General features: G+C 63.7%; 16 protein-coding genes. 6 read left to right on the forward strand and 10 right to left on the reverse strand.

The genetic code is table 11. The features are described 5' to 3' along the window. Positions 1-60: 60 nt before the first annotated feature. Entirely contained in the window at positions 61-2235 is a 2175-nt protein-coding gene (selD, locus tag ACSQ16_RS03565) for a selenide, water dikinase SelD (protein WP_243263228.1), read from the forward strand. Here selD and mnmH read toward each other — a convergent pair. From mnmH to ACSQ16_RS03600, 7 genes are all read right to left on the reverse strand, one after another. Next, a complete protein-coding gene (mnmH, locus tag ACSQ16_RS03570; protein ID WP_243261656.1) occupies positions 2219-3274 on the reverse strand; it encodes a tRNA 2-selenouridine(34) synthase MnmH in 1056 nt (351 codons plus the stop codon). The two genes, selD and mnmH, sit on opposite strands and share 17 nt — an antisense overlap. A 52-nt stretch (positions 3275-3326) precedes the next feature. Further along, positions 3327-3677 carry a RidA family protein gene (locus tag ACSQ16_RS03575; protein ID WP_093927404.1) on the reverse strand — a complete coding sequence of 117 codons (351 nt, stop codon included), beginning with the start codon at positions 3675-3677 and terminating at the stop codon, positions 3327-3329. Between the two features lie 71 nt (positions 3678-3748). Further along, positions 3749-4135, reverse strand: coding sequence for a rhodanese-like domain-containing protein (locus tag ACSQ16_RS03580; protein ID WP_243261655.1), 387 nt, complete (start codon positions 4133-4135; stop codon positions 3749-3751). 13 nt (positions 4136-4148) lie between these two features. Continuing rightward, entirely contained in the window at positions 4149-5327 is a 1179-nt protein-coding gene (locus ACSQ16_RS03585) for a lytic murein transglycosylase (RefSeq protein ID WP_243261654.1), read from the reverse strand. A gap of 14 nt (positions 5328-5341) precedes the next feature. Next, entirely contained in the window at positions 5342-6250 is a 909-nt protein-coding gene (gene cbiB / locus ACSQ16_RS03590) for an adenosylcobinamide-phosphate synthase CbiB (RefSeq protein ID WP_243261653.1), read from the reverse strand. Further along, on the reverse strand, positions 6247-7194 hold the full coding sequence (locus ACSQ16_RS03595; protein WP_243261652.1) for a threonine-phosphate decarboxylase: 948 nt from the start codon (positions 7192-7194) through the stop codon (positions 6247-6249). Before ACSQ16_RS03595 ends, cbiB begins: the two co-directional genes overlap by 4 nt. A 90-nt stretch (positions 7195-7284) precedes the next feature. Continuing rightward, positions 7285-8259 (reverse strand): glutathione S-transferase family protein, encoded by a 975-nt coding sequence (locus tag ACSQ16_RS03600; protein ID WP_243261651.1) that lies wholly within the window; start codon positions 8257-8259, stop codon positions 7285-7287. Positions 8260-8430: 171 nt separating this feature from the next. Between ACSQ16_RS03600 and ACSQ16_RS03605 the strand changes: the two genes are divergently transcribed. Then, entirely contained in the window at positions 8431-8787 is a 357-nt protein-coding gene (locus ACSQ16_RS03605; RefSeq protein ID WP_243261650.1) for a hypothetical protein, read from the forward strand. A 42-nt stretch (positions 8788-8829) separates the two neighbouring features. Here ACSQ16_RS03605 and ACSQ16_RS03610 read toward each other — a convergent pair whose 3' ends face one another. After that, a complete protein-coding gene (locus ACSQ16_RS03610) occupies positions 8830-9999 on the reverse strand; it encodes a MalY/PatB family protein (RefSeq protein WP_243261649.1) in 1170 nt (389 codons plus the stop codon). A gap of 96 nt (positions 10000-10095) precedes the next feature. Here ACSQ16_RS03610 and def (ACSQ16_RS03615) point away from each other — a divergent pair, with 96 nt between their 5' ends. The 4 genes from def (ACSQ16_RS03615) to fmt are packed head-to-tail and all read left to right on the forward strand — an operon-like array spanning position 10096 to position 12552. Further along, complete coding sequence (def, locus tag ACSQ16_RS03615; RefSeq protein ID WP_243261648.1) at positions 10096-10614, forward strand: peptide deformylase; 519 nt, start codon at positions 10096-10098, stop codon at positions 10612-10614. Next, positions 10611-11108, forward strand: coding sequence for a peptide deformylase (gene def / locus ACSQ16_RS03620; RefSeq protein WP_243261647.1), 498 nt, complete (start codon positions 10611-10613; stop codon positions 11106-11108). The genes def (ACSQ16_RS03615) and def (ACSQ16_RS03620) overlap by 4 nt, the downstream gene beginning before the upstream one ends. After that, complete coding sequence (def, locus tag ACSQ16_RS03625; RefSeq protein ID WP_243261646.1) at positions 11105-11602, forward strand: peptide deformylase; 498 nt, start codon at positions 11105-11107, stop codon at positions 11600-11602. Before def (ACSQ16_RS03620) ends, def (ACSQ16_RS03625) begins: the two co-directional genes overlap by 4 nt. Before the next feature lie 35 nt (positions 11603-11637). Further along, a complete protein-coding gene (fmt, locus tag ACSQ16_RS03630; RefSeq protein ID WP_243261645.1) occupies positions 11638-12552 on the forward strand; it encodes a methionyl-tRNA formyltransferase in 915 nt (304 codons plus the stop codon). A 4-nt stretch (positions 12553-12556) separates the two neighbouring features. Here the strand turns inward: fmt and ACSQ16_RS03635 are convergent, their stop codons facing one another. Further along, entirely contained in the window at positions 12557-13180 is a 624-nt protein-coding gene (locus tag ACSQ16_RS03635) for a trimeric intracellular cation channel family protein (RefSeq protein WP_243261644.1), read from the reverse strand. Beyond that, positions 13177-13641 (reverse strand): ribonuclease HI, encoded by a 465-nt coding sequence (rnhA, locus tag ACSQ16_RS03640; protein ID WP_093927393.1) that lies wholly within the window; start codon positions 13639-13641, stop codon positions 13177-13179. The genes ACSQ16_RS03635 and rnhA overlap by 4 nt, the downstream gene beginning before the upstream one ends. Positions 13642-13675: the final 34 nt, after the last annotated feature.

Consider the following 13675-nt stretch of genomic DNA (forward strand, 5'->3'; position numbering starts at 1 on the left):
TGGCGCGCCCGGGCGGGTTCGGTTAGCTATGACCGAGGCAAAAAGAGAGAGTGAGGCAATCTGGTGCAAAGCGATCTGCCCCTGACGCGGGATCTGGTGCTGGTGGGCGGTGGCCATGCCCATGCCCTCGTGCTGCGCAAATGGGGGATGGACCCGCTGCCCGGTGCGCGGCTGACGGTGATCAACCCCGGCCCCACCGCGCCCTATACCGGCATGCTGCCCGGCCATATAGCCGGGCATTACGGGCGGGATGAGTTGGAGATCGACCTGATGCGCCTGTGCCGCCACGCCGGGGCGCGGCTGATCTTTGGGGCGGCGACTGGCATCGACCGGGCGGCACGCGAGATCACGGTCGGAGGGCATGGAGCCGTGGCCTATGACGTGGCCTCGATCGACATAGGCATCACGGCCAAGATGGATCTGCAGGGGTTTGCTGACCACGCTGTCGGGGCCAAACCACTTGATGTCTACGCAGCGCGCTGGCGGGCGTTTTTGGCAGCGGTGAAGGCGGGCGAACAGCCGCCCGAGGTGGCGGTGATTGGCGGCGGTGTGGCGGGTTGTGAGCTTGCCATGGCGATGGCTTTTGCACTGCGTCAAGCGGATGTGCAGCCTGCCGTGACGGTGGTGGAACACGGGCCGCAGCTCTCGGGCATGGCCCCTCGGACCGAGGTGATGGTCCGACGCCGCATGGAGGAATTGGGGGTAGGTCTCACGCTCAATGCCAAAGTGGCGCGGATCACCGATAGGGCGGTCATCTTGGACGGGGCCGCGCCGATCCCAGCCGCGCTTTGTGTGGGCACTGCAGGGGCGGTGCCGCATGGCTGGCTCGCGCAGACTGATCTGCCGCTTCATCAGGGGTTCATCCGTGTCGGGACAGACTTGGGTGTCGTGGATGATGATGCACTCTTCGCCGTGGGCGACTGTGCGCATATGGAGGCCACGCCGCGCCCCAAGGCCGGGGTTTTTGCCGTGCGGGCAGCGCCGGTGCTGCATGATAACCTGCGCGCTGCGCTGAGTGGTGGTGCGCGGCGGGCGTTCAAACCGCAGAAACATTACCTCAAGCTGATCTCGCTGGGCGGAAAATCCGCCGTGGCTGAGCGAAACGGGCTGGCCCTTGGCGGCGCGTTGCTGTGGCAGTGGAAGGACTGGATCGACCGGAAGTTCATGGATCAGCTTGACGATCTGCCTGAGATGAAAGGCCCCGCGCTGACCGGTCCGACGGCCTCGGGCGTAGAGGAAGCGCTGGCAGGCAAGCCGCTCTGTGGTGGATGCGGGGCGAAGGTGGGAGGCGCGGTGTTGGGAGACCTTTTGGCCGAGGTGCAACCGCCGGTCTCTGGCGATGTCATCACTGGGGCGGGCGACGACGCGGCCATCCTGCGACAGCCCGGCCGCGGCTTTCAGGTGATGAGCACGGACCACCTGCGCGGCTTTATCGAAGACCCGGCGCTGATGACGCGGATCGCAGCGGTCCACGCCTTGGGCGATGTTTGGGCGATGGGAGCCAAACCGCAGGTGGCGCTGAGCTCGATCATCATCCCGCGCATGTCACCCACCTTGCAGGCTCGGACCTTGCGAGAGATCGCGGCGGCTGCGCGGGACGTGATGGCGGCGGCAGGTGCGCAGATCGTCGGCGGCCACACCACCATGGGCGCGGAACTGACCATTGGATTTATGGTCACAGGCACGCGGGAGGACATGCCCATCGGTGTCGGCGGCGCGCAGCCGGGGGATGTGTTGATGCTTACCCGGCCAATCGGATCGGGCGTGATCCTCGCGGGGCATATGGCAGGCAGCGCACCGGGGCGGGTGGTGGCCGACGCGCTTGGCGCGATGGCCACGCCGCAGGGGCGGGAGGCAGAACTTTTGGCAAACGCTCATGCGATGACAGATGTGACAGGCTTTGGCCTTGCCGGGCATGTGCAGGCGATTTGCCGCGCCTCGGGGCTGGCGGCAGAGCTTTGGGGCAAAGCGGTCCCGCTCTATCCCGGCGCGCAGGCGCTGTCGGATCGGGGGGTGGCATCGTCGCTGTTGCCGGTCAATCAGGCGGATGCTCCGATAGGCGCCGCAGGTCCGGTGAACCCGCTTTTTCACGACCCACAGACCGCTGGGGGGCTGCTGGCGGCCTTACCAGAGGCGGCGGCAAAAGTGGCGCAGACGCAGCTGGAAGAGGCGGGGCTCACGGGCCATATCATCGGTCGCCTAGAGGCCGGTGCCCCGACTATGCGCCTGCGCTGAAACGGGCGTTCAGCGCGGCGGCGGTCTCGGCCAAAGTGGTTTCGTTGAGGTCATCCAGCAGCAGCCGCTCTACCGGCTCGGGGTTGCGGCTGGCGGCTTTGGCATAGCGCGGGTCGTAATGTTGACCAATCAGACCTTCGGCAAGGGTGGCCCAATCGCCGGCGTGGGCTTGGGTCTGCCATTGGGCAATGGTCTCTGCGCTGTGATAGGGGCGCAGCTTGTCGATACGATCTTCAAGCAAAGCAGGGTCCGTCGTCAGGTCGTCATAGGCGCGACAGAGGAAGTCCGCCCGCGCGGCCAAGGGTGCGGCGATCTCGACCCGAGGTGCGGCGAGCATCGCAGCCCAGAGCGCGGGAGGCAGGGTAATGTCACCGATCTTGCTGCTTTCCGCCTCGACCCAAGTTACCCGTGCCGGATCAAGCGGGGCTAGCGCTTGAGCCAAACGCGTCTCAAACATCTTCTGATGCGGCTGGCCGCCATCCACCGCGCCAAACAGGGAACCGCGATGCTGCGCCAGCCCTTCAAGGTCCAGCACCTGCGCGCCTGTCTGAGCCAGATGGTGCAGCAGCCGCGTCTTGGCAGTGCCGGTGCCGCCTTCTATCAGCATCAAACGGTGTGGCAGGGGCGCGTCGTAAAGCGCTGCGACCACCAGACGGCGGTAGCTGCGATAGCCGCCGCGCAGGAGTTGCACACGCCAGCCGACCTGATCGAGAATTGTCGAGAACGCACCCGACCGCTGCCCACCGCGCCAGCAATAGACCAGCGGTTGCCAGCCGCCGTTTTTATCTGCCAGTGCCGTTTGTAAATGCCGCGCCGTGTTCTGCGCCACCAGCGCGCCGCCGATCTTGCGGGCGTCAAAGGGGCTGACTTGTTTGTAAATTGTGCCGACCTCGGCCCGCTCTGCATCCGACAGCACGGGCAGATTGATTGCGCCGGGCAGGTGATCTTCGGCAAACTCCGCAGGGGCGCGCACGTCGATGATCGTGTCGACGTTGAGCGTGGCGAGGTCCGACAGGGCGGTGAGGGTGCAGGGGGTCATCTGGAGTTCCGGCAAAGCCCCGCGCCCCGTGATAGGGCGCGGGGGCAATGGCTCAGGCCTTGGCCGCGATCACCAGCACTTCGACCAGATATTCTGGCGTGGCGAGTTTGGATTCGCCACAAGCGCGTGCGGGGGCGTTGCCTTCGGGCACCCAAGCGTCCCAAACGGCGTTCATCGCCGCGAAATCGGCCATGTCGGCCAGCCAGATGGTCGATTGCAGGATTCGGGTCTTGTCGCTGCCGACTTCGGCCAGCAGGGCGTCGACTTTATCGAGGCAATCTTGGGTCTGCTGGGCTACATCGGCACCCGCCGTGCCGACCTGACCGGCAAGGTAGATCACATCGCCATGCTCGACGATTTGGCTCATGCGGGTGTTGGTGTGATGGCGTTTGATCTCGGTCATTCTGTCTCTCCTTTGACGTTGCAAAACTTGTGGCAGCTTTGCGTGAGGGAGGCCAGATCAAAGGCCGCGTATCAGGACTTCTCGATAGGGCCGCCTGCTTTTTCCCAGCCGCCGAAACCGTCCTTCAGATGCGCCGCGTCAAAGCCCATGTCTTGCAATGTCGCGGCCGAGATGGCCGAGCGCCAGCCAGAGGCGCAGTGAAAGATGAACTTCTTGTCTTGGGCAAAGACCTCTTTGAAATAGGGGCTATCGGGGTCGACCCAAAACTCCAACATCCCGCGCGGGCAGTGGAACGCACCGGGGATGAACCCGGTACGCTCGCGTTCGCGGGGATCACGCAGGTCGACGAATTGCACATTCTTGTCGTCGAGCATGGCGATGGCCTCAGCGCTGCCGATCTCTTCGATCCGGGCACGGGCCTCGGCGACCATTTCGGCGGCGGTTTTCTTGAGGGCCATCGGGGTCTTCTCCTTACAGTTGGTTCAGCAGGTCAGGTGTGGGCCAGCCATCGATGGGGAGGCCGAGACGGGCCTGTTCCGAGCGTACGGCGGCGCGGGTGCCGGAGCCGAGGATGCCATCTACATCGCCCACATCATAGCCCATGGATTGAAGTTTGCGCTGAAGCGTTTTCATCGCGTCGCCGCTAAGCCCCGGTTGCGGATTGCCTGCGTCGAAAATCTGTGCACCTTCCAGCCGCGTGGCGAAATAGGCGGCGGTCATGACGTAGGTAAAGCTCTGGTTCCACTCAAAATAAACCCGGAAGTTCGGATAGGCGATGAAAGCAGGCCCGCCGCGCCCTTGTGGCAGCAGGACCGAGGCGGTCAGCCCTTCGGCCAGCGGCCCGTTGCGGGGAGAGACGCCCATCGCTTGCCATTCGCTGACGGGTTTGGTGGTCTCCAGCCCGCTTTGCGACCAGTCGAAGTCTTGGGGGAGAGAGACTTCGGTCAGCCAAGGCTCCCCCGCGCGCCAGCCGAGGCTTTGCAGCATTTTGGCACCCGACAGCAACGCATCGGGGGCTGAGGTTTTCAGCGAGACTTCGCCATCGCCGTCGCCATCCACGCCGTTTTCGATGATGTCGCGGGGTAGCATTTGCACCATGCCGATCTCGCCCGCCCAGGCGCCGGTGGTGGTGGCCGGGTCAAACTCGCCACGCTCGAAAAGCTCCAAAGCCGCAAAAAGCTGCGGGCGGAACAACTCGGGGCGGCGGCAGTCATGCGCCAGCGTGGCCAGCGCGTTGGCGGTGTTGAAGTCGCCTTGGATCGCGCCGTAGTCCGTCTCGAATGCCCAGAAGGCCAGCAGCACGCCACGGCTGACGCCATACTCGGATTCAACCCGGTCAAAGACCGCGTCGTATTTCTCACCATTGGCGCGGCCCCGGTTGATCCGGTTTTCCGAGATCAGGTGGCGCGAAAATTCGATGAAAGGCTTTTGGAACACGCCCTGCGCCTGATCAGCGCGCAAAACGGCGGGGTCTTGGCGCAGACCGGCAAAGAAGCGGTCGGCCTTGGCGGGGTCGGCGCCACCTGCCACGGCCTCGGCCTTGGCATCGGCGATGAAGCTGGAGAAATCACCGCCGCAGGCCGATTGCGCATAGGCGGTGGCGGGAAGGGTGAGCGCCGCGAGTGCGGCGGCAAGAAACGTGGGGCGCATGGATATCCTCTTGGTCACAGACAGGCCAGAACTAGGGCGATTGCCCACATCACCAACCATGCCTGCCAGAGGCGGGTGATGGCCGCATCGATCTCCTGAGGTCCGATGACGCGCGCCCCCGCGCCGTGCACCCAAGGAAACTGCTGCACCTGCCCATCATAGCTGCGCGGACCGGCAAGGGCCACACCTATGGCCCGCGCCATGGCGGCTTCCGGCCAACCGGCATTGGGCGAGCGGTGCAGCGCCGCGTCGGCCTTGATGTCGCGCCAGTGGTGTAGCACCCCGCTGGGGAGCGCGATCAGCAGCGCAGTCAGCCGTGCGGGGGCAAGGTTCAGAAGGTCGTCCATCCGCGCCGCGGCCCAGCCAAAATCGGCGTAGCGCGGGGTGCGGTAGCCGATCATACTGTCGGCGGTATTGACGATTTTATAGACCAGCAGCCCCGGCAGCCCACCCAACAGGAACCAAAAGGCAGGGGCGATGATGCCGTCGCTAAGGTTTTCCGCGCCGCTTTCGATGGCAGAGCGTGCCACGGCGTCTGACGGCATCGCAGCGGTGTCTCGGCTGACGATCATCGCCACGGCGCGGCGGCCAGCGGGCAGCGACTGGCGCAGGCCGTCGGCCACCGCGCGGAGGTGTTCGACGAGGGAGCGTTGCGCAAGTAGGATCGCGGCGATGATGACCTTGACGAGCGGACCAAGAAGGCTCAGCACCCAGCCAAGGCACGCCATCCCGATCATCAGCGCCAGCAGCAGTGCCACGCCTTTGGCTCGCCGCGAATGGCCGTGGTTCAGCCGACGATCCCCCCAGCCGATCAGCCGCCCCATCAGCACCGCCGGATGCGGCAAGCGCCGCCAGAGCCATTCCGGTTCTCCAAGGGCCGCGTCGAGCAGCATGGCCAGCGCAAGAACCGCCGCCGTGCTCATGCCAGCGCCCGCTCCAGCCGCGTCCAACCTATTGAGGGCGGCAGGCCAAGGCGCAGCCAGCGCGGGTTGTAGGGGAAGACGCGGCTCCAGATATGGTGCCTTGCGAGGCGGGTTTGCCAAGCCTGCGCGTCATCGACCTCATAGAGCCGGAAAAGCGGGGTGCCGCCGACGATCTGCGCGCCTGCTGTGGTCATCAGCCCGTCGATGCGCGTGGCATCAGTGCCCAGCCGCGCCCGCGTGGCCTCGGCCCATGTTTCATCGCGCAGCGCCGCCGCGCCGATATGCAGCGCGGGGCCGCTGACCGGCCACGGCCCCAGCATCTGTTCAAGCCGCGCCACCAAGGCCGGATCGCCGATCACGAACCCCAGCCGCAGCCCGGCCAGCCCCCAGAACTTGCCAAAGCTCTTGAGGATCAGCCCGCCGGGCACCGTGGCCTGCGCCATCAGGGTGGCATCGGGCGTGATGTCGCAAAAGCTTTCGTCGATGATGCTGAGCGGGGCTGTTGTCTCTGCCAAGGGCCACAACCGCCCGTCGGGGTTGTTGGGGTGGACGTGAACGGCGGCCTCGGTCTCGCCCGTCTCGACCACCTGCCAACCGTTCTCGGCAAAGCTTGCGGCATGTTCATTGTAGGTCGGGCCGGGGATGCGCACGCGGCCCTTCGGGGCGAGCGCCGGGATGCGGGCGATGGCCGAGGATGCTCCCGGCACGGCCAGCAGCGCAGCATCCGGTGGGACCTTCCAAAAGGCACGGGCGGCATCCACAAGCGCGGTTTGCGCCGCCGCATCGGGAAGCGCGTTCCACGCCTCAGCAGGCAGGGCGGGGACCTTGTAGGGCTGCGGATTGATCCCGGTCGACAGGTCGATCCACTCCGACCGCCGCCCGCCGAAACGCGCCGCTGCCGCATCGACACCGCCGCCGTGGTCGCGCTGATCTGGCTGTTGCATCATCGTCCCCCTGCCGTTCTTGCTGCGGTGAAAGCGCAAAAACGCTGCGCGATCAAGCGCCTTCCGCAAGGCGGGCAGGGAGAGGAGGGATCAGCCGCGCCCGTGCGGCGCGTCGAAATCCAGCACCGGATTGATCGGGATGATGCGGTGCGGGTTAATCGTGTCGTGGCTGTAGTGGTAGTGCCGCACGATATGGTCGAAGTTCACCGTCTCGGCCACGCCCGGCACCTGATAGAGTTCGCGCGTATAGGCCCAGAGGTTCGGGTAATCGACGATCCGGTTGCGGTTACACTTGAAGTGCAGGTGATAGACCTTGTCGAAGCGCACCAGCGTGGTGAAGAGCCGCCAGTCGGCCTCGGTCATCTTATCGCCCGCGAGGTAGCGGTTCTGCGACAGGATGTCTTCGATCCAATCCAATGTATCGAAGAGCGGATGCACGGCGGCGTCATAGGCCTCCTGCGTGGTGGCAAAACCGGCTTTGTAGACGCCATTGTTCAGCGTGTCATAGACGGGGGCGTTAATCTCTTCGATGCGGTCGTGCAGTGCGGCGGGGTAGTAGTCATCGCTATTGCCAGTGATCTCGTCAAAGGCGCTGTTGAACATGCGGATGATCTCGGCGCTCTCGTTGCTGACGATGGTCTCGCGCTCTTTGTCCCAGAGGATCGGCACGGTGACGCGGCCCGAGAAATTGGGATCGGCACGGGTATAGATGTCGCGGGCATAGGGCAGGCCGAAGAGCGTATCGCCGGTGGCATCGGGGAAATCCGTGTCAAAGGTCCAGCCTTCGCCCAGCATGTCGGGATGCACGACCGAGACGTCGATATGATCCTCTAGCCCCTTCAACTGGCGGAAGATCAGCGCGCGATGTGCCCATGGGCAGGCATAGCTGACGTAGAGGTGATAGCGGCCCGATTCTGCCTTGAACCCGCCCTCACCGCTGGGACCGGCGCTGCCGTCGGCGGTCACCCAGTTGCGAAACTGCGCTTCGCTGCGTTCAAATTTGCCGCCTGAGGATTTGGTATCATACCACTTGTCTTGCCATTTTCCGTCAACCAAAAGGCCCATCTTGTTCTCCTTTGCGCATTTGAGGGTATATCTAGGCCACACGCGCGGACTGCACATCTTCATGCGCGCGCAGTCGCCCTGCGCTGGCGCAGACTGCCGAAACGTCATCAATTCTTAACTTGAATTTCCTACGTTTTAGCCCAGCTTAGAAGGCATCAGCGGGGGAAGATCATGGAAGAATTTCTGACCAAGGAAATACAAGCGGGTCTTGATGCCGCGCGCATGGAAAGCCTGCGCAAAGGGTCACGCCTGCGGCTTGAGGTTGGCGGTGATGTCTACCGCGTGCTGCGCATGTGGAAGACCGGTTTTTCCGTTGATGCCGAAGACGCGCCCAAGCTGCGCGGGCTGGTCGATCTTTATGATGGCAGCCTGCATCTGTTCCAATGTCTGATCGTGGCGAGCGAGGAAGACGCAGGCGAAATGCAGTATGAGTTCAAGCGCGCGACCGCCGTGGCGGACCGTCCGCCGCTTGATTTTGAACGCGCCAGTGATGCACCGCTGGGTCTGATCGAAGACGGCCGCGCCTGAAGCAACGGCACGGCGGGTTAGCCCCGCCGCGCCGTCTTTCAATTACTGCAGATCGCTGAAAGCTTTGACGAGCCGGTCGCAAGCTTCTTCAACCCGTGCACGTGGCGTGGCGAGGTTGAAACGCATGAAGCTTTCGCCGCCGGTGCCAAATGTCGCGCCGTGGTTCGCAGCGATGGCGGCACTTTTCTCGACACGCTCCTGAAATTCCGCAGGCGCCATTCCGGTGCCAGAAAAGTCCACCCAAGCCAGATAGGTCGATTCCAGCGGCATAGAACTCAGCCCCGGAATCGCGTTCACCGCCTCGTCGAAGAGCCGCAGGTTTCCGTCCAGATAGGCGGTCAGCTCATCCACCCAAGCGGCCCCTTCGGGCGTATAGGCGGCGGTTGCCATAATCAGCCCAAAGGAGTTGGCCGACACGCCCAAGGCCGCCATGCGCCGGGCAAAGCGCTCGCGCAGCTTGGGGTCGTGGATGATGACGTTTCCGGTATGGCCGCCCGCGATGTTGAAGGTCTTGGTCGTGGCGGTCATCATCACCAGACGGTCTTCGATCCCGTCGATCTGTGCCATGGGGATATGCTTGTGCCCCGGCATCACCAGATCGTGGTGAATCTCATCCGAGACCAGCACCAGATCGTGCCGCTTGGCGAAGTCAGCCACGCCTTGCAGTTCTTCGCGGGTCCAGACACGCCCGCCAGGGTTATGCGGCGAGCAGAGGATCACCATTTTCTCATCCCCGGTCATCAGGGCGTCATAGGCGTCGAAATCCATCTCGTAGCGGCCCGAGGCATTGGTCAGCGGGCATTCCACCACGCGACGTTCGGCGGCGTTAATCACGCGGGCAAAGGCGTGATAGACCGGGGTGAACAGCACCACGCCATCACCGGGCTGGGTAAAGGCATCGACGCACATCGCGGTGCCGTTCACCAGACCGTGGGTGGTAAAGATCGCCTCGGCGTCGACCTTCCAACCGTGGCGGTTTTCCATCCACCATTGGATCGCGGCAAGGTATTCGCTGTCGTCGCCGAAATACCCGTGCACCCCGTGGTCGATCTGGGCCTGAAGCGCGTACTGCACCACTTGGGGCGGACGAAAATCCATATCGGCCACCCACATGGCGATGCCCGTGTCTGCAGGCACGCCATAGATCGCCTCCATCTTGTCCCATTTCGAACAATGGGTGCCGCGCCGGTCGATGATGTCGTCAAAGCTCATGCTGGTCTCTCCTGATATTGCGGCCAAGCTAACGGCTGCCACAGGCGCTGCAAGCCCCCGGTTGCGCGATGCACGGGCATGGCCTAAATGAGCGGGATGAAACGCCCGATCCTTTTGCACCCCGATCCACGGCTCAAGAAAGCCGCAGCCCCTGTCGCCGATCTCAGCGACGAGTTGCGCGTGCTGGGCGATGATATGTTGACCACCATGTATGACGCGCCGGGCATCGGCCTTGCCGCGCCGCAGATCGGCGTGCTGAGCCGGGTGATCGTGCTCGATTGCGTCAAGGAAGAGGGCGAAGCGCCGCGCCCGCTGTTGATGTTCAACCCTGAGATTGTGGCCTCTTCGGATGACCTCAGCACCTATGAGGAAGGCTGCCTCAGCATTCCTGAGCAATACGCGGATGTGACCCGCCCGGCTGAGGTTAAGGTCCGTTGGCTCGACCGCGACGGCAAAGAGCAGCAGGAGGCGTTTGATGGCCTCTGGGCGACCTGTGTGCAGCATGAGATCGACCACCTCGATGGGAAATTGTTTATCGATTACCTCAAGCCGCTGAAGCGCCAAATGATCACCCGCAAGATGGTGAAACTGAAGCGCGAGTTGGCACGCGGATGAGCGTGCTAGAGGTTCTTCGCTGGCCCGACCCGCGTCTGGCCGAGACCTGCGCGCCGATCGAAGAGATCACGCCAGAGATCGAGCGTCTCGCCGCCGATATGCTTGAGACGATGTATGCCGCACCGGGGCGAGGCCTTGCCGGGCCGCAGGTGGGCGCGATGCTGCGGATCTTCGTGATGGATGCCGGATGGAAAGAGGGCAAGTCCGACCCGCTGGTCTGCATCAACCCTATGTTTCAAAAGATCGGCGAAGAGCGCGTGACCAATACCGAAGGCTGCCTGAGCATTCCGGGCATCAGCACCGACATCTCGCGCCCGTCGCAGGTGCAGATGGTTTGGACCGGGCTGAACGGTGGCCGCTATGTGCAGAGTTTTGAAGGCGCCGCCGCGCTGATCGCGCAGCATGAGATGGACCACCTCGACGGTGTGGTGACATTCGATCACCTTGACACGGAAACCCGCGCCGCCAAGATTGCGGAGTTCAACGCCGAATGACCCTACGCCGCTACGTTGCATGGCCCGATAAACGCCTGCGCAGCCCCGCCGAACCCATTGAGGCGGTGACGGATGAAATCCGCACCCTTTGGGATGACATGATCGAGACGATGGACGCCATGCCCGGCGTCGGCCTTGCCGCGCCGCAGATCGGCGAGATGTTACAGGTTGCGGTGGTTGATGCCTCCGAGGCGCGTAACAAGCGCATCCGGCTGGCGAACCCGGTGATTATCGATGCCTCTGCCGTGCTGCATCCTTATGAGGAGGCCAGTCCGAACCTGCCCGGTTTCAGCGCCGTAATCCGCCGCCCCCGCGGCGTGAAGGTGCGGTTCCTTAATGAGACGGGGGCGGAGGTAGAGCGTGATTTCGTGGGGCTTGAGGCCGTCAGCGTGCAACACCAGATCGACCATCTGGCGGGCAAGATGTATTTCGACAACCTTAGCAAAACCAAGCGTGACATGCTGTTGCGCAAAGCACGTAAACAGAACGGCTGACAGCCCAAAAGGCGCTGTCCGTCAGGAGTGAACAGATGCGACTGATTTTCATGGGCACGCCCGATTTTTCGGTGCCGATCCTCGATGCACTGGTGCAGGCCGGGCATGACATCTGCGCCGTCTATTGCCAGCCGCCACGCCCCGCCGGGCGCGGCAAGAAACCCCGCCCCAGCCCGGTGCAGCAACGTGCCGAAGAGATTGGCCTCTTGGTGCGGCACCCGGCATCGCTCAAACACCCCGAGCCGCAAGAAGAATTCGCCGAGCTTGAGGCCGAGGCTGCGGTGGTCGTGGCCTATGGTCTTATCCTTCCGCAGATCATTCTGGACGCGCCGAAGCATGGCTGCCTGAACATCCACGCGAGCCTGCTGCCGCGCTGGCGCGGGGCTGCGCCCATTCACCGGGCGATCATGGCGGGGGACGAAAAGACCGGCGTTTGTATCATGCAGATGGAAGCGGGGTTGGACACCGGGCCGGTGCTGCTCTGCGAAGAGACCGAGATCGGTGCGGCGGAGACCACAGCGGAACTGCACGACCGTCTGAGCGCAATGGGCGCGGTGGCGATCAACAAGGCGCTGTCGCAATTGTTGCAGCTTACCCCGCAGCCCCAGCCCGAAGAAAGCGTCACCTATGCGGCCAAGATCGACAAGGCCGAGGCCAAGATCGACTGGACCCGCCCTGCGGTTGAGGTGGATCGGCTGATCCGTGGCCTTTCACCCTTTCCCGGGGCGTGGTTCGAGATTGACGGACAAAGGGTCAAAGTGCTGGGATCGGTGCTGGACGAAGGCACAGGTGCTGCGGGTGAGGTCTTGTCGGATGATCTGCGCATTGCCTGCGGCGAGGGTGCCGTGCGACTTACGCGCTTGCAGCGCGCGGGCAAGGGAGCGCAGGACGCGGATGTGTTTCAGCGCGGCGCGCAGATCGCGGTGGGGCGGCGCTTGGGCGAAGGCTGAGGCGTCAGCTTTTCGGCGGGGTGCTTTTGTAGACTGGCAAGTGCCAGCCGAAATACAGCGATCCGGCCCGAAGCACCCAAGTCGTCACGGCACAGGCCAGCAGTGGATAGAGCCTGCCGTCGAAATAGGGTGACAGCAGCACCGCCACCGCAGCGCCAGACAAGGCGGCCGTGGCGTAGAGCTCCCCTTGGGTCAGCACCAAAGGCAATTGGCCGACGACCACATCGCGCATCAGCCCGCCCATGCAGCCGGTGATCATGCCCATAACGATGATGATCGCGGCGGATTGCTCTTGAGACATGGCAACGCCGACCCCTGCCGCAACAGCGACCGCAAGCGCCAGACTGTCGAGCCAAATGAGCGTGCGAAATCGGCTTTCCAGCAAATGCGCGGTGAAAAACACCACCAGCGCCGCCACGATGGCCACGCCGAGCATACTGGGGGTTTCAATCCAGAAGATCGGGTTGCGGTCGAGCAAGAGGTCACGGATCGTGCCGCCGCCCACGGCGGTCAGGCAGGCGATAAAGGCAAAGCCCACGATATCAAGCTGCGCCCGGCTGGCGACCAGCGCGCCGGTGATGGCAAAGACCAGCACGGCGGCATAGTCAAGCAGGGCCAGCAGGCTCACTTCTTGCCGCCCGGCTTGAAGGGGGCCATGCCCGCGCGGGCCAATTCATCGGCGCGTTCGTTTTCGGGGTGGCCGGCATGGCCCTTGACCCATTTCCACGTCACATTATGCCGCGCGTTCGCCGCGTCCAGCCGTTGCCAAAGCTCGGCGTTTTTAACCGGCTTCTTGGCGGCGTTCTTCCAGCCGTTCTTTTTCCAACCAAAGATCCAGCCAGTGATGCCATTTTTGACGTAGTTGCTGTCGGTCACGATAGTGATCTCGGTCGCCCGGCTGAGCGATTCCAGCGCCGAGATCGCGGCCATCAGTTCCATGCGGTTGTTGGTGGTCTGGCCTTCGCCGCCCTTCAACTCGCGCTCTTTGACGATCTTGTCACCGTCCATCGCGCGCATCAGCACGCCCCAGCCGCCGGGGCCGGGATTGCCTGAGCAGGCTCCGTCTGTGTAGGCGTAAAGGTCTGGCATGTCGGCTCCCGTCGCGGTTTCAACGCGGTGTAGG

It is taken from the genome of Sulfitobacter sp. SH24, assembly GCF_965641895.1.
GTDB classification, from domain to species: Bacteria; Pseudomonadota; Alphaproteobacteria; order Rhodobacterales; family Rhodobacteraceae; genus Sulfitobacter; species Sulfitobacter dubius.